This window comes from Caviibacterium pharyngocola (assembly GCF_002795405.1).
In the GTDB taxonomy this organism is placed as follows: domain Bacteria; phylum Pseudomonadota; class Gammaproteobacteria; order Enterobacterales; family Pasteurellaceae; genus Caviibacterium; species Caviibacterium pharyngocola.
Map to the genome: position 1 here is coordinate 1 of NZ_PHGZ01000010.1, position 20,541 is coordinate 20,541.

23 protein-coding genes and 1 pseudogene are annotated in these 20,541 nt (G+C 44.6%); 7 read left to right on the forward strand and 17 right to left on the reverse strand.

Annotated elements, in window-relative coordinates:
- The 4 genes from CVP04_RS04905 to rpsL all read right to left on the reverse strand — a co-directional run.
- On the reverse strand, positions 1–619 hold a 619-nt coding region (locus CVP04_RS04905; protein WP_133118474.1), incomplete at its 3' end, for a GTP-binding protein.
- A 69-nt stretch (positions 620–688) separates the two neighbouring features.
- The gene (gene fusA, locus CVP04_RS04910) at positions 689–2,791 is read right to left on the reverse strand and encodes an elongation factor G (protein ID WP_100296408.1); all 2,103 of its coding nucleotides are present in this window, start codon (positions 2,789–2,791) and stop codon (positions 689–691) included.
- 105 nt (positions 2,792–2,896) lie between these two features.
- Positions 2,897–3,367, reverse strand: coding sequence for a 30S ribosomal protein S7 (gene rpsG, locus CVP04_RS04915; RefSeq protein WP_100296409.1), 471 nt, complete (start codon positions 3,365–3,367; stop codon positions 2,897–2,899).
- A gap of 129 nt (positions 3,368–3,496) precedes the next feature.
- Entirely contained in the window at positions 3,497–3,871 is a 375-nt protein-coding gene (gene rpsL, locus CVP04_RS04920) for a 30S ribosomal protein S12 (RefSeq protein ID WP_005543325.1), read from the reverse strand.
- 278 nt (positions 3,872–4,149) lie between these two features.
- Here rpsL and CVP04_RS04925 point away from each other — a divergent pair, with 278 nt between their 5' ends.
- From CVP04_RS04925 to CVP04_RS04940, 4 genes are read left to right on the forward strand one after another with little or no spacing between them, the layout of a single operon-like run.
- Positions 4,150–4,809, forward strand: coding sequence for an amino acid ABC transporter permease (locus CVP04_RS04925; protein ID WP_100296410.1), 660 nt, complete (start codon positions 4,150–4,152; stop codon positions 4,807–4,809).
- 2 nt (positions 4,810–4,811) lie between these two features.
- Positions 4,812–5,480 carry an amino acid ABC transporter permease gene (locus tag CVP04_RS04930; RefSeq protein WP_100296411.1) on the forward strand — a complete coding sequence of 223 codons (669 nt, stop codon included), beginning with the start codon at positions 4,812–4,814 and terminating at the stop codon, positions 5,478–5,480.
- Positions 5,481–5,501: 21 nt separating this feature from the next.
- Positions 5,502–6,266 (forward strand): amino acid ABC transporter ATP-binding protein, encoded by a 765-nt coding sequence (locus CVP04_RS04935; RefSeq protein WP_100296412.1) that lies wholly within the window; start codon positions 5,502–5,504, stop codon positions 6,264–6,266.
- Positions 6,250–7,104, forward strand: a complete 855-nt coding sequence (locus CVP04_RS04940; protein ID WP_100296413.1) for a cysteine ABC transporter substrate-binding protein — start codon at positions 6,250–6,252, stop codon at positions 7,102–7,104. Before CVP04_RS04935 ends, CVP04_RS04940 begins: the two co-directional genes overlap by 17 nt.
- Before the next feature lie 64 nt (positions 7,105–7,168).
- On the opposite strand, the gene CVP04_RS04945 is transcribed toward CVP04_RS04940, so the two are convergent.
- The 5 genes from CVP04_RS04945 to CVP04_RS04965 all read right to left on the reverse strand — a co-directional run bounded on the left by CVP04_RS04945 (position 7,169) and on the right by CVP04_RS04965 (position 9,666).
- Positions 7,169–7,456 carry a DsrH/TusB family sulfur relay protein gene (locus CVP04_RS04945; RefSeq protein WP_100296414.1) on the reverse strand — a complete coding sequence of 96 codons (288 nt, stop codon included), beginning with the start codon at positions 7,454–7,456 and terminating at the stop codon, positions 7,169–7,171.
- A gap of 11 nt (positions 7,457–7,467) precedes the next feature.
- Entirely contained in the window at positions 7,468–7,827 is a 360-nt protein-coding gene (tusC, locus tag CVP04_RS04950; RefSeq protein ID WP_100296453.1) for a sulfurtransferase complex subunit TusC, read from the reverse strand.
- Positions 7,827–8,204 carry a sulfurtransferase complex subunit TusD gene (gene tusD / locus CVP04_RS04955; protein ID WP_100296415.1) on the reverse strand — a complete coding sequence of 126 codons (378 nt, stop codon included), beginning with the start codon at positions 8,202–8,204 and terminating at the stop codon, positions 7,827–7,829. The genes tusC and tusD overlap by 1 nt, the downstream gene beginning before the upstream one ends.
- On the reverse strand, positions 8,205–8,876 hold the full coding sequence (locus CVP04_RS04960) for a helix-turn-helix transcriptional regulator (RefSeq protein WP_165772775.1): 672 nt from the start codon (positions 8,874–8,876) through the stop codon (positions 8,205–8,207).
- Positions 8,877–8,952: 76 nt separating this feature from the next.
- On the reverse strand, positions 8,953–9,666 hold the full coding sequence (locus tag CVP04_RS04965; protein WP_100296417.1) for an FKBP-type peptidyl-prolyl cis-trans isomerase: 714 nt from the start codon (positions 9,664–9,666) through the stop codon (positions 8,953–8,955).
- A gap of 91 nt (positions 9,667–9,757) precedes the next feature.
- On the opposite strand from CVP04_RS04965, the gene CVP04_RS04970 reads away from it, so the two are divergent.
- Positions 9,758–9,979 carry a SlyX family protein gene (locus CVP04_RS04970; protein ID WP_100296418.1) on the forward strand — a complete coding sequence of 74 codons (222 nt, stop codon included), beginning with the start codon at positions 9,758–9,760 and terminating at the stop codon, positions 9,977–9,979.
- A gap of 82 nt (positions 9,980–10,061) precedes the next feature.
- Here the strand turns inward: CVP04_RS04970 and CVP04_RS04975 are convergent, their stop codons facing one another.
- Entirely contained in the window at positions 10,062–10,787 is a 726-nt protein-coding gene (locus CVP04_RS04975) for a glutathione peroxidase (RefSeq protein ID WP_100296419.1), read from the reverse strand.
- A 123-nt stretch (positions 10,788–10,910) separates the two neighbouring features.
- Between CVP04_RS04975 and oxyR the strand changes: the two genes are divergently transcribed.
- Both oxyR and fabR read left to right on the forward strand, forming a co-directional pair.
- Positions 10,911–11,810 carry a DNA-binding transcriptional regulator OxyR gene (gene oxyR, locus CVP04_RS04980; protein ID WP_100296420.1) on the forward strand — a complete coding sequence of 300 codons (900 nt, stop codon included), beginning with the start codon at positions 10,911–10,913 and terminating at the stop codon, positions 11,808–11,810.
- 10 nt (positions 11,811–11,820) lie between these two features.
- Positions 11,821–12,450 carry an HTH-type transcriptional repressor FabR gene (gene fabR / locus CVP04_RS04985; protein ID WP_100296421.1) on the forward strand — a complete coding sequence of 210 codons (630 nt, stop codon included), beginning with the start codon at positions 11,821–11,823 and terminating at the stop codon, positions 12,448–12,450.
- 67 nt (positions 12,451–12,517) lie between these two features.
- On the opposite strand, the gene fucO is transcribed toward fabR, so the two are convergent.
- From fucO to CVP04_RS05020, 7 genes and pseudogenes are all read right to left on the reverse strand, one after another.
- A complete protein-coding gene (gene fucO / locus CVP04_RS04990; RefSeq protein ID WP_100296422.1) occupies positions 12,518–13,669 on the reverse strand; it encodes a lactaldehyde reductase in 1,152 nt (383 codons plus the stop codon).
- A 53-nt stretch (positions 13,670–13,722) separates the two neighbouring features.
- Positions 13,723–15,009, reverse strand: a pseudogene (gene fucP / locus CVP04_RS04995) (L-fucose:H+ symporter permease).
- Between the two features lie 51 nt (positions 15,010–15,060).
- Positions 15,061–15,711 carry an L-fuculose-phosphate aldolase gene (gene fucA / locus CVP04_RS05000; RefSeq protein ID WP_100296423.1) on the reverse strand — a complete coding sequence of 217 codons (651 nt, stop codon included), beginning with the start codon at positions 15,709–15,711 and terminating at the stop codon, positions 15,061–15,063.
- A 15-nt stretch (positions 15,712–15,726) separates the two neighbouring features.
- Complete coding sequence (gene fucU / locus CVP04_RS05005; protein WP_100296424.1) at positions 15,727–16,161, reverse strand: L-fucose mutarotase; 435 nt, start codon at positions 16,159–16,161, stop codon at positions 15,727–15,729.
- Between the two features lie 10 nt (positions 16,162–16,171).
- Positions 16,172–17,635 (reverse strand): L-fuculokinase, encoded by a 1,464-nt coding sequence (gene fucK, locus CVP04_RS05010; protein ID WP_100296425.1) that lies wholly within the window; start codon positions 17,633–17,635, stop codon positions 16,172–16,174.
- Positions 17,636–17,697: 62 nt separating this feature from the next.
- On the reverse strand, positions 17,698–19,464 hold the full coding sequence (gene fucI, locus CVP04_RS05015; RefSeq protein WP_100296426.1) for an L-fucose isomerase: 1,767 nt from the start codon (positions 19,462–19,464) through the stop codon (positions 17,698–17,700).
- Positions 19,465–19,694: 230 nt separating this feature from the next.
- Positions 19,695–20,447 carry a DeoR/GlpR family DNA-binding transcription regulator gene (locus tag CVP04_RS05020; RefSeq protein ID WP_100296427.1) on the reverse strand — a complete coding sequence of 251 codons (753 nt, stop codon included), beginning with the start codon at positions 20,445–20,447 and terminating at the stop codon, positions 19,695–19,697.
- Positions 20,448–20,541 lie beyond the last annotated feature (94 nt).

Sequence of the window (20,541 nt, forward strand, 5' to 3'; positions counted from 1 at the left end):
CCGCACGTTCAGGTTCTGGGATGTAGGTATCTAAGTGGTTCGCTAATTCAAGAATTTTTTCTTCCCATTCTGGTACGCCGTTTAATGCTTGTAATGCAGAACCACGCACGATTGGTGTGTCATCACCCGGGAAGTCGTATTGAGATAGAAGTTCACGCACTTCCATTTCAACTAATTCTAATAATTCTTCGTCATCCACCATATCGCATTTGTTTAAGAATACGATGATGTATGGTACGCCTACTTGGCGACCTAAAAGGATGTGCTCACGAGTTTGTGGCATTGGACCGTCTGTCGCAGCTACTACTAAGATTGCGCCGTCCATTTGTGCCGCACCGGTAATCATATTTTTTACATAGTCGGCGTGTCCCGGACAGTCAACGTGTGCGTAGTGACGAGTTTCTGTATCGTACTCAACGTGGGAGGTGTTGATGGTGATACCACGCGCTTTTTCTTCCGGCGCGTTATCGATTTGGTCGAATGCACGAGCTGCACCACCGAAGTGTTTCGCTAATACAGTTGTGATCGCTGCTGTTAAAGTTGTTTTACCGTGGTCAACGTGGCCGATTGTACCCACGTTAACGTGCGGTTTTGTACGTTCAAATTTTTCTTTAGACACTTTTCAGTTTCCTTTTGTGATCCCCAAAAGTGCGGTGCAAATTTGGGGAGTATTGTTGATTAAATAAAATTATTTTCTACGCGCTTCAATAACTGCATCAGCAACGTTTTTCGGTGCTTCAGCGTATTTTAACGGTTCCATTGAGTAAGATGCACGACCTTGAGTTTGTGAACGCAAGTCTGTTGCATAACCGAACATTTCCGCTAACGGAACTTCAGCATTGATCTTAACAACGAATTCATTCGCTTCTTGACCGTTCACCATTGCGCGACGACGGCTTAAGTCACCGATAACGTCACCCACATAATCCGGTGGAGTTTCAACTTCCACTTTCATAATCGGCTCAAGTAATACCGGATTCGCTTTTGCGAACGCTGCTTTAAACGCTAAAGACGCCGCAAGTTTAAACGCTAACTCGGAGGAGTCCACATCGTGGTATGAACCGAAGTGTAAGCGAACACCTAAGTCAACTACCGGATAACCTGCCAATGGGCCGGATTTAAGTTGTTCTTGAATACCTTTGTCAACCGCAGGAATGTATTCGCCAGGGATTACACCACCTTTGATTTCGTTAACAAATTCGTATCCCGGACCTTCCGGATCCAATGGATATAAGTCGATAACAACGTGACCATACTGACCGCGACCACCGGATTGTTTTGCGTGTTTACCTTCAACATCGTTAACACGCGTGCGGATAGTTTCACGGTAAGATACTTGCGGTTTACCGATGTTCGCTTCAACTTTGAATTCACGACGCATACGGTCAACGATAATATCTAAGTGTAACTCACCCATACCGGAAATGATAGTCTCACCGGATTCTTCATCAGTGTGAACACGGAATGAAGGGTCTTCTTGTGCTAAACGACCTAATGCAAGACCCATTTTTTCTTGGTCTGCTTTAGTTTTCGGTTCTACCGCAACAGAGATTACCGGCTCAGGGAATTCCATACGCTCAAGGATAATCGGCGCGTCTAATGCACATAATGTATCACCGGTACCGACATCTTTTAAGCCGATTGCCGCAGCAATATCACCCGCGCGAACTTCTTTGATTTCTTCACGTTTGTTCGCGTGCATTTGAACGATACGACCGAAACGTTCACGTTTATCTTTAACGGAGTTCAATACGGTTGCACCGGACTCAACAACACCGGAATAAACACGGAAGAAGGTTAAGTTACCTACGAACGGGTCGGTTGCAATTTTGAATGCTAACGCTGCAAATGGTTCATCATCGCTTGCGTGACGTTCACCTTCGGTTTCATCTGGGTTGATACCTTTAATTGATTCGATATCGGTCGGAGCCGGTAAGTAATCAATTACTGCATCAAGCATTGCTTGAACACCTTTGTTTTTGAACGCAGAACCGCAAGTAACCAAAATAATTTCAGTTGCTAATGCGCGTTGACGTAAACCGGTTTTGATTTCTTCTTCGGTTAAGTCTTCACCGCCAAGGTATTTTTCCATTAATTCTTCTGAAGATTCGGCAGCCGCTTCAACTAAGTTTTGACGCCATTCTTCACAAGCCGCAACCATATCCGCCGGAATATCGTCATAGGTAAATGTCATACCTTGATCCGCTTCGTTCCAGTTGATTGCTTTCATTTTAATTAGGTCAACAACACCTTTAAAGTTATCTTCTGCGCCGATTGGTAATTGTAGAGGAACCGCATTACCACCCAAACGGGTTTTAATTTGCTCAACAACACGCAAGAAGTTAGCACCGGTACGGTCCATTTTGTTCACGAACGCGATACGAGGTACTTTATATTTGTTAGCTTGACGCCATACGGTTTCGGATTGCGGTTGAACGCCACCCACCGCACAGTAAACCATTACCGCACCGTCAAGAACACGCATTGAACGTTCTACTTCAATAGTAAAGTCAACGTGTCCCGGAGTGTCGATAACGTTAATACGGTGTTGCGGATATTGTTGTGACATACCACTCCAGAATGCGGTTGTTGCCGCGGAGGTAATGGTAATACCGCGTTCTTGTTCTTGTTCCATCCAGTCCATTGTTGCCGCACCGTCGTGAACTTCACCGATTTTGTGGCTTACACCGGTATAGAAAAGGATACGCTCAGTAGTGGTTGTTTTACCCGCATCAATATGCGCACTGATACCGATATTACGGTAAAGTGAAATAGGGGTTGTACGAGCCATTAGTATTTCCTTTTTTGGAATTTAATAAATATAAAATTTTAAATATGGATAAGGCTCCATCGCATAATTATGTGATGAAGCCTGAAAAACCGACCGACTAACGAATTACCAACGGTAATGCGCGAACGCTTTGTTAGCTTCGGCCATACGGTGAACGTCTTCACGTTTTTTCACCGCTGCACCTTTGTTTTCAGACGCATCAGATAATTCGTTAGCTAAACGTAAAGCCATTGATTTATCTCCGCGTTTACGCGCAGCTTCAACAATCCAACGCATACCTAATGCGTTACGACGAGCCGGACGTACTTCAACCGGTACTTGATATGTAGAACCGCCCACACGGCGAGATTTAACTTCGACGGTCGGACGCACGTTTTCCAATGCAATCTCGAATGCGTCTAAAGCTTCTTTACCTGTACGTTGAGATAAAGTTTCTAATGCACCGTAAACGATAGATTCAGCGATTGATTTTTTACCGTCAATCATTAATACATTAATAAATTTCGCAAGTAATTCTGAACCGAACTTCGGATCCGGTAAAATTTTGCGAGGTTCAATACTACGACGACGTGGCATTGCAATTTCTCCGTTTTTAATCTTCAGGATTATCCAAAACTCTTTGTGTAAGCGATTAACTTACTGTTACTGGAGTTTATGATAATTAATTGGGTTAATTAGCGTTTGGCCTTACTTAACGGAGAACCATTAAGCTTTAGGACGTTTAACGCCGTATTTAGAACGACCTTGTTTACGATCTTTAACGCCCGCGCAGTCCAATGCGCCGCGTACGGTGTGATAACGCACACCCGGTAAGTCTTTAACACGACCGCCACGGATAAGCACAACGCTGTGCTCTTGAAGGTTATGACCTTCACCGCCGATATAAGAAGTTACTTCAAAACCGTTTGTTAAACGAATACGGCATACTTTACGCAATGCTGAGTTCGGTTTTTTAGGTGTAGTTGTGTACACACGGGTACACACGCCACGTTTCTGCGGGCAAGCCTCTAATGCAGGAACGTTGCTTTTTACAACCTTTTTCACACGCGGTTTGCGTACTAGTTGGTTGATTGTTGCCATTAAAAAAGCTCCAGTTTAATCGTTATTCATAAAAGAATGTTCATTTATTGCACTATCCTAGAATGGATAGACGCCGAATTTTAATCTCGAACGCAAAATATGTCAAGGATTAGACAAAACCTCCGCAAAAATTACCGCACTTTTATACCCTTTACGCTTGAAAAAACGGGATATATAACAAAATCGTCTAAACAATAAATTTTCATTCCTTTGCCGGCAAACGATTGCCTTTTATAATGCTTGCACGTTAATTCAACACGATATAAGAGAAACGAATTATGAATTGGCAATATGTTTGGAACGTGCTGCCTAAATTTGTCGATGCGACATTAGTTACATTACATTTATCTTTTTGGGGAATTTTATTATCCGTTTTGATCGGCATTTTATGTGCCGTCGTGACGACTTACAACGTCCGCGGATTGAATCCGATCGTCAAAGCTTACATTGAGTTATCGCGTAATACGCCGTTATTGATTCAGGTATTTTTTCTGTATTTCGGTTTATCCAAAATCGGCATTAAATTGGACGGTTTCACTTGCGCGGTGATCGGCTTGGCGTTTCTCGGCGGCAGTTATATGGCGGAAGCGGTGCGCGGCGGCTTAGAAGCGGTGTCGAAAGGACAAATCGAATCTGCGCTAAGTATCGGATTAACGCCTTTGCAAGCCTTCCGCTATGTAATTTTTCCGCAGGCGTTTGCCGTCGCCACACCGGCTATCGGCGCAAACTGCTTATTTTTAATGAAGGAAACCTCCGTAGTGAGCGCGATTGCGATTGCCGAATTAATGTTTATGGCAAAAGAAATCATCGGAATGGATTATAAAACCAATGAAGCGCTATTTTTACTGGTGGTCTTTTATTTAATTATTTTATTTCCGATGTCGATATTTATCGCTTATTTGGAACGGCGCACGCGTAATGCGAAATACGGAGCCTGATTATGGGATTAACGATTCTTTTTGAAGGAAGCAACTTAGAACGTTTGCTCGGCGGACTTTGGATCACGGCGGAAATCGCCTTTGTCTCCGTGTTCTTCGCCTGCATTTTCGGGGTTATTTTCGGCGTGATAATGACGCTTAAAAATCCGCTGATTCGCGCCCTTTGCCGTTTTTATTTAGAATTCGTGCGCATTATTCCGTTATTGGTTTTATTATTCATCACCTATTTCGGATTCGCCAAATGGTTTAACGCGCATTTAGACGGCGTGGTCGTGTGCATTTTGGTATTTATTTTCTGGGGAACGGCGGAAATGGGCGATTTAGTGCGCGGCGCATTGACCTCCATTGAAAAACACCAAGTGGAATCCGCTTACGCCTTAGGCTTAACGCCGTTACAAACCTTTATTTATATTTTATTACCGCAAAGTTTAAAACGCGTCACGCCGAGTGCGATTAACTTGTTCACCCGAATGGTGAAAACCAGCTCGCTTGCGATGTTAATCGGCGTATTGGAAGTGATCAAAGTCGGTCAACAAATTATCGAAACTTCGCTGTTCACCGAGCCTTCGGCGGCGCTTTGGATTTACGGCGTGATCTTTGCACTATATTTTATCATTTGTTATCCGCTGTCCTTATTCTCGCGTTATTTAGAAAACCGTTGGGAAAATTAAAGACGGCAATCAGGGGAAAAAATGGCATTACTGGAAATTAAAGAATTAGTCAAAAATTACGGCGAAACGACCGCACTTAACGGCATTAATTTATCCGTCGAAAAAGGCGAAGTCGTTGTTATCTTAGGCCCATCCGGTTGCGGCAAAAGCACCTTATTGCGTTGTATCAACGGGTTGGAAGAAATAAAGAGCGGTCAATTAATTTTAGAAAATAACGGCGTGTTGGGCAAAGATATTTCGTGGGTCAACGCCCGCCAACACATCGGAATGGTATTCCAAAGTTATGAACTGTTCGCCCATATGTCGGTCATCGACAATATTTTACTCGGCCCGCTTAAAGTGCAAAAACGCAAACGCGAAGAAGTGGAAAAACAAGCGGACGAATTATTAAAACGCGTCGGATTATTCGAGCGCAAAAACGCCTATCCGCGTGAATTGTCGGGTGGTCAGAAACAGCGTATCGCAATCGTGCGTTCGTTGTGTATGAACCCTGACATTATGTTATTCGACGAAGTCACCGCCGCACTGGATCCGGAAATGGTGCGCGAAGTGTTGGACGTGATTTTAGGGCTGGCGAAAGACGGAATGACAATGCTCATCGTCACGCACGAAATGTCCTTTGCGCGCCAAGTGGCGGATCGCATTGTCTTTATGGATGCCGGTCGCATTGTCGAACAAGAATCTCCGGAACAATTTTTCACGAATCCGAGCTCGGATCGTGCAAAAGCTTTTTTAAACATTTTAAATTACGAACCAAGAGGTACAAACTATGAACAAAACATTTAAAAAAATCACCGCACTTTTCGCCGCAGGTCTGTTAGCCACCGGTCTTAGCGCTTGCAACGACAAAGAAAAAGCACCAGCGGAACAAGCGCTTTCCAGCGTCGAACAACTGCAAAAAGCCGGCAGCGTGCGCATCGGCGTATTCAGCGACAAACCGCCGTTCGGTTATGTAGATAGCCAAGGCAAAAGCCAAGGCTTCGACGTTGAAATCGCCAAAGCCATCGGTAAAGATTTATTAGGCGATGAAAACAAAGTGCAATATGTGTTGGTTGAAGCAGCGAATCGCGTAGAATATCTCCAATCTAACAAAGTAGATATTATTCTTGCCAACTTCACCGTCACACCGGCGCGTCAAGAAGTGGTGGATTTCGCCAAACCTTATATGAACGTCGCATTGGGTGTCGTATCGAAAGACGGCGCGGAAATCACCGACATCGCCCAACTTGAAGGCAAAACCTTATTAGTTAACAAAGGCACCACCGCCGATGCATATTTCAGCAAAAATTACCCGAATATCAACTTATTGAAATTCGAACAAAACACCGAAACCTTTGAAGCTTTACGCGACGGTCGCGGTGACGCACTTGCCCACGACAACACCTTATTATTCGCTTGGGCAAAAGAAAATCCGGGCTTTACCGTCGGCATTAAAAATTTAGGCGACCAAGATTTCATCGCTCCGGCAGTGAAAAAAGGCGACACCGCGTTGTTGAATTGGTTAAATGCCGAAATTGAAAAATTAGGCAAAGAAGGCGTGTTAAAACAAGCCTATGACAAAACCTTATTACCGGTTTACGGTGACACAATCAGCGAAAAAGACGTATTAGTCGATTATCAATAATTTGACCTAAATTACCAAAAAGCGATACATCAAAGTATCGCTTTTTTATTACATTTATCGTAGGTTACAGCGCCATTTGCGGCGTATAGCGTTCCGTTAGCGTCACTAATTCCGTGAAAGAAATCGACCGCACTTTGGCAAAGGATCGGGTGAACTCGGTGAGATTTCGCGCTTGCAAATCATTTTCCAAAGCATAACAAGTGGTCGTTAACCGATTGAAAATATTCGGATATTTCAACGGCAATAACACTCCGTCTTGCCACAACACCAAACAATCTTGTTCGCTTGCGCCGAGCAAATAGGATTCTAATTCCGCCGAAGAATAAGTTGCTTGAGAAAAGGTAAAAAGCATAAGAGATTCCGTTAAAAAGTGAAGACTTTTTCCGCTTGGCGTAACTTTTCCAACAGCAAAGTGCGGTGGCTTTTTTCACAGGAAATCACCGTGTCGATTTCCGTCAAACCAAGATCACACAGCGAGTCGGCGCATACAAAACGTTGAGAAATGTCATATAAATCCAGCAATTTAAAACTGCGAATAAAATCTTTTTGCAAAATTAATTCCGGCTGCTGTTGCGCCAAAAGATTAAACACGCCATCATCCATAAAGAACACCGCGATTTCATCCTCATCGCAAAACGCCGTTGCCGCCAATAAGGCGTCTAATCCTTCGCGCGCGGCGCTGTTGCCGTGCGGCGGGCTGCGAAACACAAAAGCCAGTTTAATCATAGCGTTATCACCCTATCCGCTTCCAATACCGCTTTCATAAATTCGCCCAATCCGGCGGCGACAAAACCGGACGCTAAATTATGTTGCTCGCTTGAGGTCGTTAAAGGATCCACCACACCGCGCCGTTGCGACGCGGCAATGCACAAATGCAGCGGAATCTGATGTGTCTCGCCGAGCGTTTGCCACGCTTGTTGTAAATGAAATTCATCATTTGCCGGATGAATGAAAGCGTTTCCATTCATCACACCGTCGCGGAAGAAAAAAATCTGATCGATTCGGTGCCCTTGCGCCAACAAGGCTTCGGCGAATTGATAAGCCGAAAACGCACCTTGTGTGCCGTACACCGGCGCTTTTACGGCAAGAACATAACGCATTTATTTAAGTTCTTCCTGATCTTGTTTGATTTGACGAATATAAAGATAAACGGTATGACGAGAAATATCCAAGCGCTCCGCCACTAAATTAATGGCATCTTTAATATCGAAAATGCCTTTTTCATATAACGAAATCACCACTTGACGATTCTTGTTATTATTGGACACCAAACGATCCGCCGCCACTTCTTCCACGGTTTGCTCGATGGTTTGCGTCACCAATTCTTCCACCGAGCTGGCAAAATTCACTTCGGAGGCTTCATTATGCTCCGCCGTCGGCATTAAGGACTGCACGAACTGCGACATCGGCACGTCCAAATTGATGTTAATGCATAATAGACCGATAATGCGGCGCGTTTTGTTTCGAATGGCAATCGTCACGGATTTCATTAATCCGTTGCCCTTCGCCCGCGTAAAATAAGGTTTCGACACGCTTTCGGTTTGCATACTGCGCAGAGATTTCAACGCAAAATCCGTCACCGGCGAGCCGACCTGACGGTTGGTGTTATGTCCGTTGGCAATAAAAATCGCCGAATGTTCCAAATCTTCCAAAGAATGCAAAACAATCTCGCAATGACCGCCGATTAACGCGCTCACGCCTTCAACGACGGCGGAATAAGAATTCAAAATCGCACGATCTTCATCGCTGAAGGGACGCTTATCATTCAACATAATTTTACTCTCAATGTTTTCTCGGAAATGACCGCACTTTTCATATCAACGCACAAAAGTGCGGTCGGTTTTGCGTTTATTTTGCCGCAGCGTCCGAGGTTACGTCTAAAACCTCAACGTCAAAATATAGGGTGGAATTCGGTGGAATCATTGAGCCCGCGCCTTGCTCGCCGTAGGCTAACTCGGCAGGAATAACCAACTCGATTTTGCCGCCTTTTTTGACTAATTGCAGCCCTTCCGTCCAGCCTTTAATTACTTGATTTAACTTAAATTCCGCCGGTTGACCGCGTTCGACGGAGCTGTCAAACACCGTGCCGTTCGCCAATTTGCCGGTGTAATGCACTTTCACCGTGTCGCTTTCTTTAATCGCTGCGCCTTCGCCGGCTTTTTCAATGCGATATAGCAAACCGGACGCGGTTTTCTTCACGCCGTCTTTTTTCATAAAATCCGCGGTCAATTTGTCATTTTCCGCTTTTACTTTGGCTTGACGTGCTTGATGAACTTTATCGCCGATGGCTTGTAATTGCTTTTGAATATCCACGTCGGAAAGGGAGCCTTTATTTTCCAACGCATCTTTTACACCCGCCAACACGCGCGCGTTATCATAATCGATAATGCCTTTTTGATCTTCAATCAACCCTTTCAGAAATTGCTGTCCGGTGGCATAACCGATCACATAAGAAGCGTCGTCATTGAATTTTTTGTCCGCCGCTTGATCGGCAAAAACACCGCCGGAAACGACCGCACTTAGCGCCAAAGCAACTACTGATAATTTTTGAATTTTTAACATTGTTGTTGATCCTTTATAATAAAAGTTGAAATCATCGCGAATAGGTTAAATTGTATTTAACAAATTCACAACCTTTATTTAAGGATTATTTATGCAAACTCAACAAAATGTAGATCAACGTTTAGCGGAATTGGAAATGAAAACGGCGTTTCAAGAAAAATTGCTGGAAGATTTAAATCAAGCGCTCGTCGAACAACAATTTCTCATCGATAAAATGCAACTGCAACTTCGCCATTTGGCGACCAAGCTGAAAGATCTGCAACCGTCGAATATCGCCAGTCAATCGGAAGAAACGCCACCGCCGCATTATTAAAAGTGCGGTGGTTTTTCGCTGAGTTTAAACGGCAAAAAGCCCGTATTCACGGGCTTTCAAGTAAGGCATTTCGCTTATGCGATTAGGCGAAATATTTTTCTAAATCGTCGCTACCGCCGATGTATTGACCGCCGATAAACACTTGCGGAACACTGGTTTTGCCGGTGATTGCGCGGATTGAAATGGTGCTTGCATCACGACCGAGCACGATTTCTTCAAAGGTATAACCTTTAACTTTCAATAATGCTTTGGCTTTTGCGCAATACGGACAACCCGGTTTGGTGAAAATAGACACCGACGGTTTTGCCGTCCAATCCGGTTTGAGGTATTTGATCATTGTATCGGCGTCGGACACTTTGAACGGGTCGCCCGGTTCGTTCGGCTCGATAAACATTTTTTCCACCACGCCGTTTCTGACTAACATAGAATAGCGCCAAGAACGTTTGCCGAAACCAAGTTCTTCTTTATCCACCAACATTCCCATTCCGTCGGTGAAATCGCCGTTGCCGTCCGGAATCACGGTGATGTTTTCCGCTTCTTGATCCGCTTTCCACGCGTTCATTACGAAAGTGTCGTTAACGGATACGCAAATAATGTCATCTACGCCTAAGGCTTTAAATTCGCAAGCTAATTCGTTATAGCGCGGTAAGTGAGTGGATGAACAAGTCGGGGTAAACGCGCCAGGTAATGAAAATAATACGACGGTTTTATTATCAAATAATTCTGCGCTGGTAATATCAACCCATTGATCGCCTTGACGGGTGTGGAATGTGACCTGAGGAACTTTTTTTCCTTCCATTGCTGCCATAATTTTTCTCCTGTTTTATTGTGTGTTGAGTGACTACGTTGTAAATTATAGTCAATTTTGTGATATAGTTACAAACGATTAATACCTATCCGTTTAATTGATTCTTTCTATAAAGGGAAATATATGAACATTCGTGATCTTGAATATTTAGTCGCTCTTGCCGAACACAAACATTTCCGCCGCGCCGCCGATGCCTGCCACGTCAGTCAACCGACTTTAAGCGGTCAAATTCGCAAATTAGAGGATGAACTCGGCATTATTTTATTAGAAAGAACCAGCCGCAAAGTGCTGTTTACCCAATCGGGTCTATTATTAGTCAACCAAGCAAAAACCGTTTTGCGCGAAGTCAAATTATTGAAAGAAATGGCAAGCAATCAAGGTAAAGAAATGACCGGCCCACTGCACATCGGTGTGATTCCGACGGTAGGGCCTTATTTGTTGCCTTATATCGTGCCGACATTAAAACAAACCTTTCCGGATCTGGAATTATTTTTATATGAAGCGCAAACCCATCAGCTGCTCGAACAGTTGGAAACCGGACGATTGGATTGCGCCATTTTAGCCGCCGTGGCAGAAACCGAAGCCTTTATCGAAGTACCGCTATTCGATGAAAGAATGTTACTGGCGATTTCCGACAGCCACCCTTGGGCGAACGAAGACTCGATCAAAATGGAAAAACTTAAAGGCTGCGAAATGTTAATGTTGGACGACGGTCACTGCTTACGCGGACAAGCGCTCGGCTATTGTTTCACCGCCGGCGCGAAAGAGAATCAGCACTTTCAAGCTACCAGCTTAGAAACTTTGCGCAATATGGTTTCCGCCAACGCCGGAATGACATTAATGCCGGAACTTGCGGTATTAAACGAAGGCGCCCGAACCGGCGTGAAATACATTCCTTGCACCGCACCGGAACCGGCGCGCACCATCGCGCTGATTTATCGACCGGGTTCACCGCTGCGCAATCGTTATGAACGTATCGCAACCGCGGTCAGCCACGCCATTAAACCGATTTTAGGCGCATAGCGGAGGCACTATGGCGGGAATTCGAGCCATTCAAAAAGAAAAAACGCGGCGCGCATTGGTCAGTGCCGCCTTTAATCAACTCAGTGCGGAGAAAAGCTTTTCCAATTTAAGTTTACGCGAAGTCGCCCGCGAAGCCGGCATCGCACCGACCTCTTTTTATCGCCATTTTCGCGATATGGACGAATTGGGGTTGGAAATGGTGGACGAAGCCGGATTAATGCTGCGTCAATTAATGCGCCAAGCGCGCAAACGTATTGCCAATGGCGGCAGCGTGATCGCGATTTCCGTGGAAACCTTCTTCGAATTTATCACTAATAGCACCAACGTTTTTCGCCTGTTATTGCGTGAAAGTTCCGGCACATCGCAAGCTTTCCGCACCGCCGCCGCGCGGGAAATCAAGCATTTTATCGACGAATTGACCGAATACATCGCCCATAAAAACCACTACCCGCAGCACATCGCCTACGTCCAAGCCGAAGGTATCGTCACCTTGGTTTTCACCGCCGGTGCGACCGCGTTGGATATGAATAAACAAGAACGCAATCAGTTGAAAGAACGTGTGATTTTACAACTGAGAATGCTCGCCAAAGGTGCCGATTACGCTGCGAAAAAGGAATTAGAACAAGGAAAAGAATCGTAAAAGTGCGGTGGTTTTTTGATAGAAAATAAAGCTATGGGAGCCGAAACTCCCATAGAAAATCGATAAATTAAAACGCGGTTTTATACACTTCTAAAATTTCTTCCGCAGAACAATCCCTCGAATTGCCGCCGGTGCAAACATCATTGAATGCATCCACGGATAACGCGCTTAAATCTGCTTCTTTCACGCCGATTTGAGAAAGTTTTTCCGGAATGCCCACACCCTTCGCGAGACATTTTACTGCGTCGATCGCAGCGCGTCGATATTCCGCTTGAGACATTTCATCCGCATTTTTTACCCCCATTGCTTTCGCAATTTCGCGATATTTTTCACCGGTGTAATCTTTATTAAATTCCATTACATAAGGTAACAATACCGCATTGGCTATGCCGTGCGGCGTGTCATAATAGGCAGACAACGGATGTGCCATACTGTGAACCACGCCAAGACCGACATTGGAAAAGCCCATTCCGGCGACATATTGCCCTAATGCCATATCTTCACGCCCTTTCGGATCATTTTCCACTGCGGCACGCAATGAACGCGAGATTAATTCGATCGCTTTCAAATGTAATGCATCGGTTAACTCCCAAGCCGCTTTTGTGATATAGCCTTCAATCGCGTGGGTTAATGCATCCATTCCAGTTGCTGCGGTCAATCCCTTCGGCATACTTGACATCATATCCGGATCCACGATTGCCACAACAGGAATATCATTAACGTCAACACAAACGAATTTGCGTTTTTTCTCTTCATCGGTAATCACATAGTTAATGGTCACCTCTGCCGCAGTGCCTGCGGTGGTCGCCACGGCAATAATCGGCACGCATTTGCGTTTCGTCGGCGCAACACCTTCAAGCGAAAGCACATCACCGAATTCAGGATTATTAATAATGATCCCGATAGCTTTGGCACTATCAATCGGCGATCCGCCGCCGATAGCCACCAAGCAATCCGCCTGACATTGTTTAAATTGTTCGACGCCTAATTTAATAATATCAACGCTCGGATTGGCTTTCACTTTATCGAATACCTGATAAGCGATACCGGCTTGGTCAAAAAGAGCGGTTACTTTTTGCGCCACATTAAATTTAACCAAATCGCTGTCGGTGACCACTAATACTTTTTTAAACCCGCGCCGTTGGATTTCCGGCACAATATGAGAGATCGCGCCTTTTCCGTGATAAGCGGTTTCATTTAGAATCATACGATTAGCCATTTTATCCTCCGAATATTTCGTTAAAATTTAGGATTATTCAGGTGAATAACCGATTATTTCAAAACTTTCCACGCTCTATAGCCATAAATTGCAATAGCGACAAAACAGATTAACGGTAGAATGAAGGAGAAATTAACCGCAGGCATTCCGAACACTTCGCCTTGGTCGATGATAATACCTTGCAACGGTGGCATTAATGCGCCGCCTACAATCGCCATTACCAAGCCTGCTGCACCCAAGGTGGATTCTTCTTTCAAGCCGTATAATGCGATACCGTAAATGGTCGGGAACATTAGCGACATAAATCCGGAAGTTAAAATCAAGCAATATAATCCCCAAATACCGTCAATAAACATTACGCCCAAGATACTGAAGAAACCGCCTAATGCGAACAGATAAAGCATTAATTCTGCTTTGAGGAATTTCATAATACTGGTACTGATGAAACGGCTGGTAATAAAGATCGCCATTGCCACGATATTTTAATTTTGCGCTTCCGCTTTGGTGAAGCCTAGGCGTTCCGCATATTGAATGATGAACGTCCAGCACATAATTTGCACGCCCACATAGAATACCTGTGCGATAACGCCTTCACGATATTTCGCATTCACAATCAAACGACCGAAAGATTCTTTGAATGAAATGGTTTCGCCTTCTTCTACTTTGGTTTTCGGCATTTTGTATAAACCGATAATTAACATTACCACTAATACGACTAAACCGACCACTAAGTAAGGATTGCGAATAATTTCAAGATCGTGCGTCCGAACAACCGCTTTTTCCGCTTCGGTTAATGTGGTGAAGATTAAATTTCCCGCCGCATCCCGTTTATCGGAGTCCAAACTGGTTAATACGATTTGCGATGCAACGAACATACCGGTAATAGAACCGAGCGGGTTAAAAGATTGCGCCAAATTTAGACGACGTGTCGCGGTTTGCGGATCACCCATTGAAAGAATATACGGATTCGCCGTTGTTTCTAAAAATGCCAAGCCGAAGGTTAAAATATATAAAGAAAATAAGAAATAGGTAAATTCTTCATAAAGTGCGGCAGGATAGAATAAAAACGCACCGACGGCATACAACGCCAATCCAAGCAATACCCCGGATTTATAGCTATAACGGCTGACGAAAAGTGCGGCGGGAATCGCCATTGTTCCGTATCCGCCATAGAAAGCGAATTGAACCAATGCCGCTTCCGAGGCTGGGATTTCCATAACGGTTTGGAACACCGCCACCATCGGATTGGTAATATCGTTTGCAAATCCCCATAAGGCGAATAAGCTGGTAATCAAAACAAAGGGTACAATAAATTTCTTTTCTAGAACTTTTGCGCTCATAAATTCTTCCTTCTAAAAATAAGGTGATCTCATATAATGTTCGCTATGACATTATTTTTCCTCGATGCGTAATCCGTAAGATTTAAATTTCTCCAACACCACCGCCATTTCTTCTTTCGGAAGCAATGGAATCGGTTGATTGGTTGAAAGTAATTTAATGTACCATTCCGCTAATACTTCAACTTCGTGTGCTAGCCATAACGCTTTATCCAAGTTTTTCTCCGCTGCGATTAATCCGTGGTGCGCGAGTAAAATGGCTTTGCTTTCTTTAATGCCTTCTTTGACATATTCGGCTAATTTATGCGTACCGAAAGTAGCATAAGGCACACAAGGAATATGATCCGTGCCGCCGACGGCGATCATATAGTGGATCGGCGGAATCGCTTTTTCCAAAATGGAAACCGCCGCGCAGTTCATCGCGTGGTTATGCACGACAGCATCCACATCGGCTCTCGCTTCATATACCGCAAGGTGAAAATGCCATTCGCTGGAAGGCAATTTGCCTTCTTCGTGTTTGCCGTTTTTATCCACATAAACAATGCTGTCTTCCGTCATTAATTCATACGGCGTACCGGTCGGCGTAATCAACATTCCGTCTTGATAACGCACGCTCACATTGCCCGCCGTGCCTTGATTAAGCCCCAAGCGGGTCATTTCCAAACAAGTATCAATAATTTTTCGGGATAATTCTTTTCTGTTCATTTTTAACTACCTCTTTTATAACAACGGTGTAACACCTTTTTTAATAATGATATTGCCGTATTTCGCCGTTTCACCGGTCACCACTACGGCGTAAGCCTGTTTCGCACGTTCATAAAACGCAAAGCGTTCGATTCGTTCCAAATTCGGTAAAATTTCCACCGCACTTTGAATCGCCGCCAGATAACGCTGTTCCACTTGCGGATCCAACGTGTCGCCTTCCACCGCTTGCATCATAATTAAAGGCGCCGAAACATAAGCGTCGAACTCAAATAACGGGCTAATGCCTTTTAACAAGGTGTCAACGCCGATACCGTCCGCGCGGATGACTTTTTGATGTAATTGATGTGCCGGAAAATGAGCATCGGATAATACCAATTCGTCTCCGTGCCCCATTTCGGCTAATACTTTAAGTAATTCCGGTGAAATTGCCGGATGAATCCCTTTTAACATAGTTCGCCTCTTAGCTAATTTGTTGTAACCAATGTTGATAATCTGCAGATTGCGCCGAAGGATAAATACGTTGTTTCTGCGGTTGCATTTGTTGCTGCGCTTGTTCTGCCGAGGCATATACGCCGACACAGGCAAAAACGAACATTGCCGCACCTAATACGGTGCTTTCGGCGACATCCACAATATCTAACGGCAGTCCCAACACATCCGCGCGAATTTGGTTCCATAATTGATTTTTCGAGCCGCCGCCCACGCAAATTAAACTCTCCGCATTAAAACGGCTGACTTGTTGTAATACGGCGAGCCCGTTTTTCAGTTGTAACGCCATATATTCCAATGCCGCACGATAAATTTGCCCGCGACAATGGTGCATTGATAATCCGCTGAAACAACCAGCGCCAACGGCTTTATCCGCCGCCGCAAAAGAGCCTTGCAAGCGCACGCCATTTGACCCGACAGGTACTTTTTCGCCTTCGCCGATCATCGTCGGATAATAATCTTGCGTGCCGACCACGTCGGCAAAAAATAGCTTACCGATCCATTCCATTATGCCCGAACCGACCCATTGAACCGCCGGATTAAAACGTGCATTTTGGGCATCAAACTCTGTGGTTAATCCTTGCGGAACAAACTCAATATGCGGCTCGGCACATTCCGTTCTTGCCATTAGGATTTCCCAAGTGCCGGAACTGAGAACCGGTTGATTTAATCCCGCGCCGGAGCCGAATACGGCAAATTGCGTATCGTGTCCGCAAGAAATGACCGGCACTTGATTCAACCCGAGTTTTTCCGCTAATTCGGCAGATAAACGGCCGATTTTGTCACCGGCATTAACTAACGGCGGAAAATGCTGCTTGGATAATCCCAAGACGGACAACACTTCTTCATCCCAATCATTGCTAGCAAGATTCGTCATCATTGAGGTGCCCGCCATTGTTCTGTCGGTGGTAAATTCGCCGCTTAAACGTTGACTGAGCATTGAAGAAATAAACACCCATTTATCCATTTTGGAAAAAACGTCCGGTTTATTTTCTTTCAGCCATAACAGCTTAAATAAGGTATTAAACGCGTATTGCCCGATTCCGTTACGCAAATAAAGCTGTTCGACATCAAGATATTGTTGGAGATTTTCCATTACGGGTAAGGTTCTCGGACATTTCCAAGAGATCACGGGATAAAGCTGCCGACCTTGTTGATCAAAAGGTGCGCCGTCAACACCGAAAGTAGTAACGCCAATGCCGACGATTTCGCTTAATTTAATTTGCTGTGCCGTTAAATGCCGTAACGTATATTCCGCACAAAGGGTTAACTTCGACCAAATTTCATCGAAATCCCAAATGTGATAATCCGCATTTTCCGGATCCGGACGGGTTTGATTCGCCAAGTGATGCGATGCAAGAATTTTGCCTTGTTCATTTATTGCTATCGTGCGCAAATTGGTCGCGCCGCAGTCAAAAATCAATGCAATGGACATAAAATCCCCCTAAAGTGCGGTCAAAATCGACCGCACTTTTGCTGTGTTCAATAAAACGAAGATTATTTATAAAGCGGACCGAAGTTTGCGCAAGCGCGATAGTCCTGACCTTCTTTATCTTGACCGAAGCCGCTCCAAGCGCTTGGACGGAAGACATCTTTCTCCGCAACGTTGTGCATACAAACCGGAATGCGCAACATTGAAGCTAAGGTAATGAGATCCGCACCGACGTGACCGTAAGTGGCGACACAGTGGTTGGCGCCCCAGTTTGCCATTACCGAATACACATCGGCAAATGCGCCGTTGCCGGTTAAACGCGGAACGAACCAAGTGTAAGGCCAAGTTTCATTCGTGCGTTTCATTAAGGTATTGTGCACATCTTCAGGTAATTCGATTGACCAACCTTCCGCAATTTGTAATACAGGCCCGATACCTTTAATAATATTCAAGCGGTGCATCGTAAACGGCATTCCGCCTTTTGTGAGGTATTGAGAAGAATAACCGCCCCCACGGAAATATTCGTGAACAGCAGGACACCAACGGGTGTTTTCCAAACAACGTTTGCCGTCTTCTTCGGTGACTTCCCAAACCGGTTTAATGGTCGGATTGCCGGTTTGATCTTTATGTTGACCGGTACCGTCTAATGCCGCAGAGCCTGAATTGATTAAATGAATAAAACCGCTTTCCGGTCTGAATCCGGTGACGCGTTCAACGGCATCTTCACTCCAATAAGTCCGAACATCGGCGAAAATTTGCGCTTGTCCGGTCAACTGATGACCGAATAACATATTCACGCCGTTCAACGAGTCGTTTTCAGTGGCAAGAATATATGGAGGGCGCACACCGTTCCAGTCATAAGTAGAATTCAACATTGCTTCCATAAAATCGCCGTTCGGAAGATGATCCGTCCAATGACGTTGACCTTGGAAACCTGCCGCAATCGCGTTATGACCCAAGGCTTCTTCGCCGAAGTTTAACGCCGCCAATTTCGGATTTCCCACCATCAAATCACGGGTAATAATGCTCATTTTCACGACGTTTTCCCACAATTCCGCGCGTTCTTCAGGAGTACGTTGATGTTCCGGCGTATTGACGTCAATCCCTTCTTTGCAATATTCTTTCACCCAAGATAAGGCTAAATCCACTTCTTCTTGGTCGTAAATTTTGCGATCCAAACGGCGTTTGATCTCGGTCATATCCACATATTCGTTACGCATTCCCAAATATTCTTGGAAGAACGGTTGATTTACGATAGAACCGGCGATCCCCATCGAAACGGAGCCGATTGATAAATAAGATTTGCCGCGAATGGTTGCCACCACCAAACCGGCACGCGCAAAGCGCAATAATTTTTCTTGCACGTCCTCCGGAATGCTTGTGTCATCCGCTTCTTGCACTTCCGTACCGTAAATAGAGAACGCCGGTAACCCCATTTGCGAATGACCCGCCAACGCTGCCGCTAAATAAACCGCGCCCGGACGTTCCGTACCGTTAAATCCCCAAATCGCTTTCGGCATATGCGGATCCATATCAATGGTTTCGGAGCCATAACACCAGCAAGGTGTCACTGTAACGGTTAAACCCACATTGTTTAATTTAAATTTTTCCGCGCAAGCCGCTGCTTCCGCAACACCGCCGATACAAGTATCCGCAATCACACATTCGACGAAAGAACCGTCGGTGTGTCTTAAATTTTGTTCTAAAAGTCGTGCAACTGATTTCGCCATATTCATCGTTTGTTCTTCAAGCGATTCGCGAACTCCCATACGACGACCGTCAATCGTAGGGCGAATACCGATTTTAATCGGAGAAAATTTGAATTGTGCCATTTTATCTTTCCTCTTTTGTTAGCCAGTGAAGTAATGTAACTGCCGAAGTTATTTTTCACTAAAACCAAACGACTCAATAGTTTTATTTCAAAATACTGTGATTTTCGTGAAACAGATCACATAAAAAAGGAAAAAACGGACAATAAAAACGGTAAAACACCACAAAAAAACGCCCGATATTTAATAAAAAATAAAAATCGGGCATTTCGGGCATTTAAATGGAAGGGAAACTAACAAAGAGAAATCAACACATCGTGATTTTTGCAATAACTTTGTAATTCTTTATCAACTTGCTGGTCGGTAAATAAAATATCAATATGTGAAAGGTCGGCAAGTTTAATTAAATGCTTGCGACCGAATTTAGAACTGTCTAATAGTAAGAATCGCTGTCCGGAGGCGTCTAACATCTTCCGTTTGACTGAGGCATTAAGCTCGTTGGATTCCCAAATCGCACCGCCGGCATCAATCCCCGTGCAAGAAAAAATACAAATATCAATATGCAGTCGCTGCAGTAATTGTTCCGATAACGGTCCATAAAAAGCGTCATATTTACCGGAATACACACCGCCGGTCGCAATGGTCGTCACATTCGATTTATTCACTAACGCCGTAATATTGTGCATTGAATTGGTGACGACCGTGCAAGGAATATCCGGAATTAATTGGGCAAAATGCCAGCTTGTCGAACTGGCATCCAAACCGATAACCGCGCCTTCAAACACATATTCCACCGCCGATTCGGCAATCGCGCGTTTAGCGTCATAATTAACCCGTTGCCGGGTTTGAAAAGAACTTCCGATGTCTTTTGTTTGACAACTCACCGCCCCACCGTGAATGCGGTGTACTAAACCTTTTTTTCCTAAAGCGGTTAAATCACGTCGAATCGTTTCTAAAGAAACGTTAAATTGAAGGGCGAGTTCCTCAACGGTCACTTTTCCGGAAGAGTTAATCTGCTGCAAAATCAAATCTTTTCTACTGTTCATCATTCGGTTCCAAACGGGCAAAACGGGCAAAATAAGGTTCAATCCTTTGATGAATTAAGTATAACTTGATTCATTGCATCTTCATACCCGATTC

Bases quoted from the DNA above. Each gene is read 5' to 3' on its own strand.
- fucI (WP_100296426.1), bottom strand. From the start codon at position 19,464: ATGGCACAATTCAAATTTTCTCCGATTAAAATCGGTATTCGCCCTACG.
- CVP04_RS04935 (WP_100296412.1), top strand. From the start codon at position 5,502: ATGGCATTACTGGAAATTAAAGAATTAGTCAAAAATTACGGCGAAACG.
- CVP04_RS04945 (WP_100296414.1), bottom strand. From the start codon at position 7,456: ATGCTTTTTACCTTTTCTCAAGCAACTTATTCTTCGGCGGAATTAGAA.
- fabR (WP_100296421.1), top strand. From the start codon at position 11,821: ATGGCGGGAATTCGAGCCATTCAAAAAGAAAAAACGCGGCGCGCATTG.
- CVP04_RS04975 (WP_100296419.1), bottom strand. From the start codon at position 10,787: ATGGCAGCAATGGAAGGAAAAAAAGTTCCTCAGGTCACATTCCACACC.
- CVP04_RS04940 (WP_100296413.1), top strand. From the start codon at position 6,250: ATGAACAAAACATTTAAAAAAATCACCGCACTTTTCGCCGCAGGTCTG.
- fucK (WP_100296425.1), bottom strand. From the start codon at position 17,635: ATGTCCATTGCATTGATTTTTGACTGCGGCGCGACCAATTTGCGCACG.
- fucO (WP_100296422.1), bottom strand. From the start codon at position 13,669: ATGGCTAATCGTATGATTCTAAATGAAACCGCTTATCACGGAAAAGGC.
- fucU (WP_100296424.1), bottom strand. From the start codon at position 16,161: ATGTTAAAAGGGATTCATCCGGCAATTTCACCGGAATTACTTAAAGTA.
- oxyR (WP_100296420.1), top strand. From the start codon at position 10,911: ATGAACATTCGTGATCTTGAATATTTAGTCGCTCTTGCCGAACACAAA.
- tusD (WP_100296415.1), bottom strand. From the start codon at position 8,204: ATGCGTTATGTTCTTGCCGTAAAAGCGCCGGTGTACGGCACACAAGGT.
- CVP04_RS04960 (WP_165772775.1), bottom strand. From the start codon at position 8,876: ATGTTGAATGATAAGCGTCCCTTCAGCGATGAAGATCGTGCGATTTTG.
- CVP04_RS04930 (WP_100296411.1), top strand. From the start codon at position 4,812: ATGGGATTAACGATTCTTTTTGAAGGAAGCAACTTAGAACGTTTGCTC.
- rpsL (WP_005543325.1), bottom strand. From the start codon at position 3,871: ATGGCAACAATCAACCAACTAGTACGCAAACCGCGTGTGAAAAAGGTT.
- fusA (WP_100296408.1), bottom strand. From the start codon at position 2,791: ATGGCTCGTACAACCCCTATTTCACTTTACCGTAATATCGGTATCAGT.
- CVP04_RS04970 (WP_100296418.1), top strand. From the start codon at position 9,758: ATGCAAACTCAACAAAATGTAGATCAACGTTTAGCGGAATTGGAAATG.
- CVP04_RS04965 (WP_100296417.1), bottom strand. From the start codon at position 9,666: ATGTTAAAAATTCAAAAATTATCAGTAGTTGCTTTGGCGCTAAGTGCG.
- fucA (WP_100296423.1), bottom strand. From the start codon at position 15,711: ATGAACAGAAAAGAATTATCCCGAAAAATTATTGATACTTGTTTGGAA.
- rpsG (WP_100296409.1), bottom strand. From the start codon at position 3,367: ATGCCACGTCGTCGTAGTATTGAACCTCGCAAAATTTTACCGGATCCG.
- CVP04_RS04925 (WP_100296410.1), top strand. From the start codon at position 4,150: ATGAATTGGCAATATGTTTGGAACGTGCTGCCTAAATTTGTCGATGCG.
- CVP04_RS05020 (WP_100296427.1), bottom strand. From the start codon at position 20,447: ATGAACAGTAGAAAAGATTTGATTTTGCAGCAGATTAACTCTTCCGGA.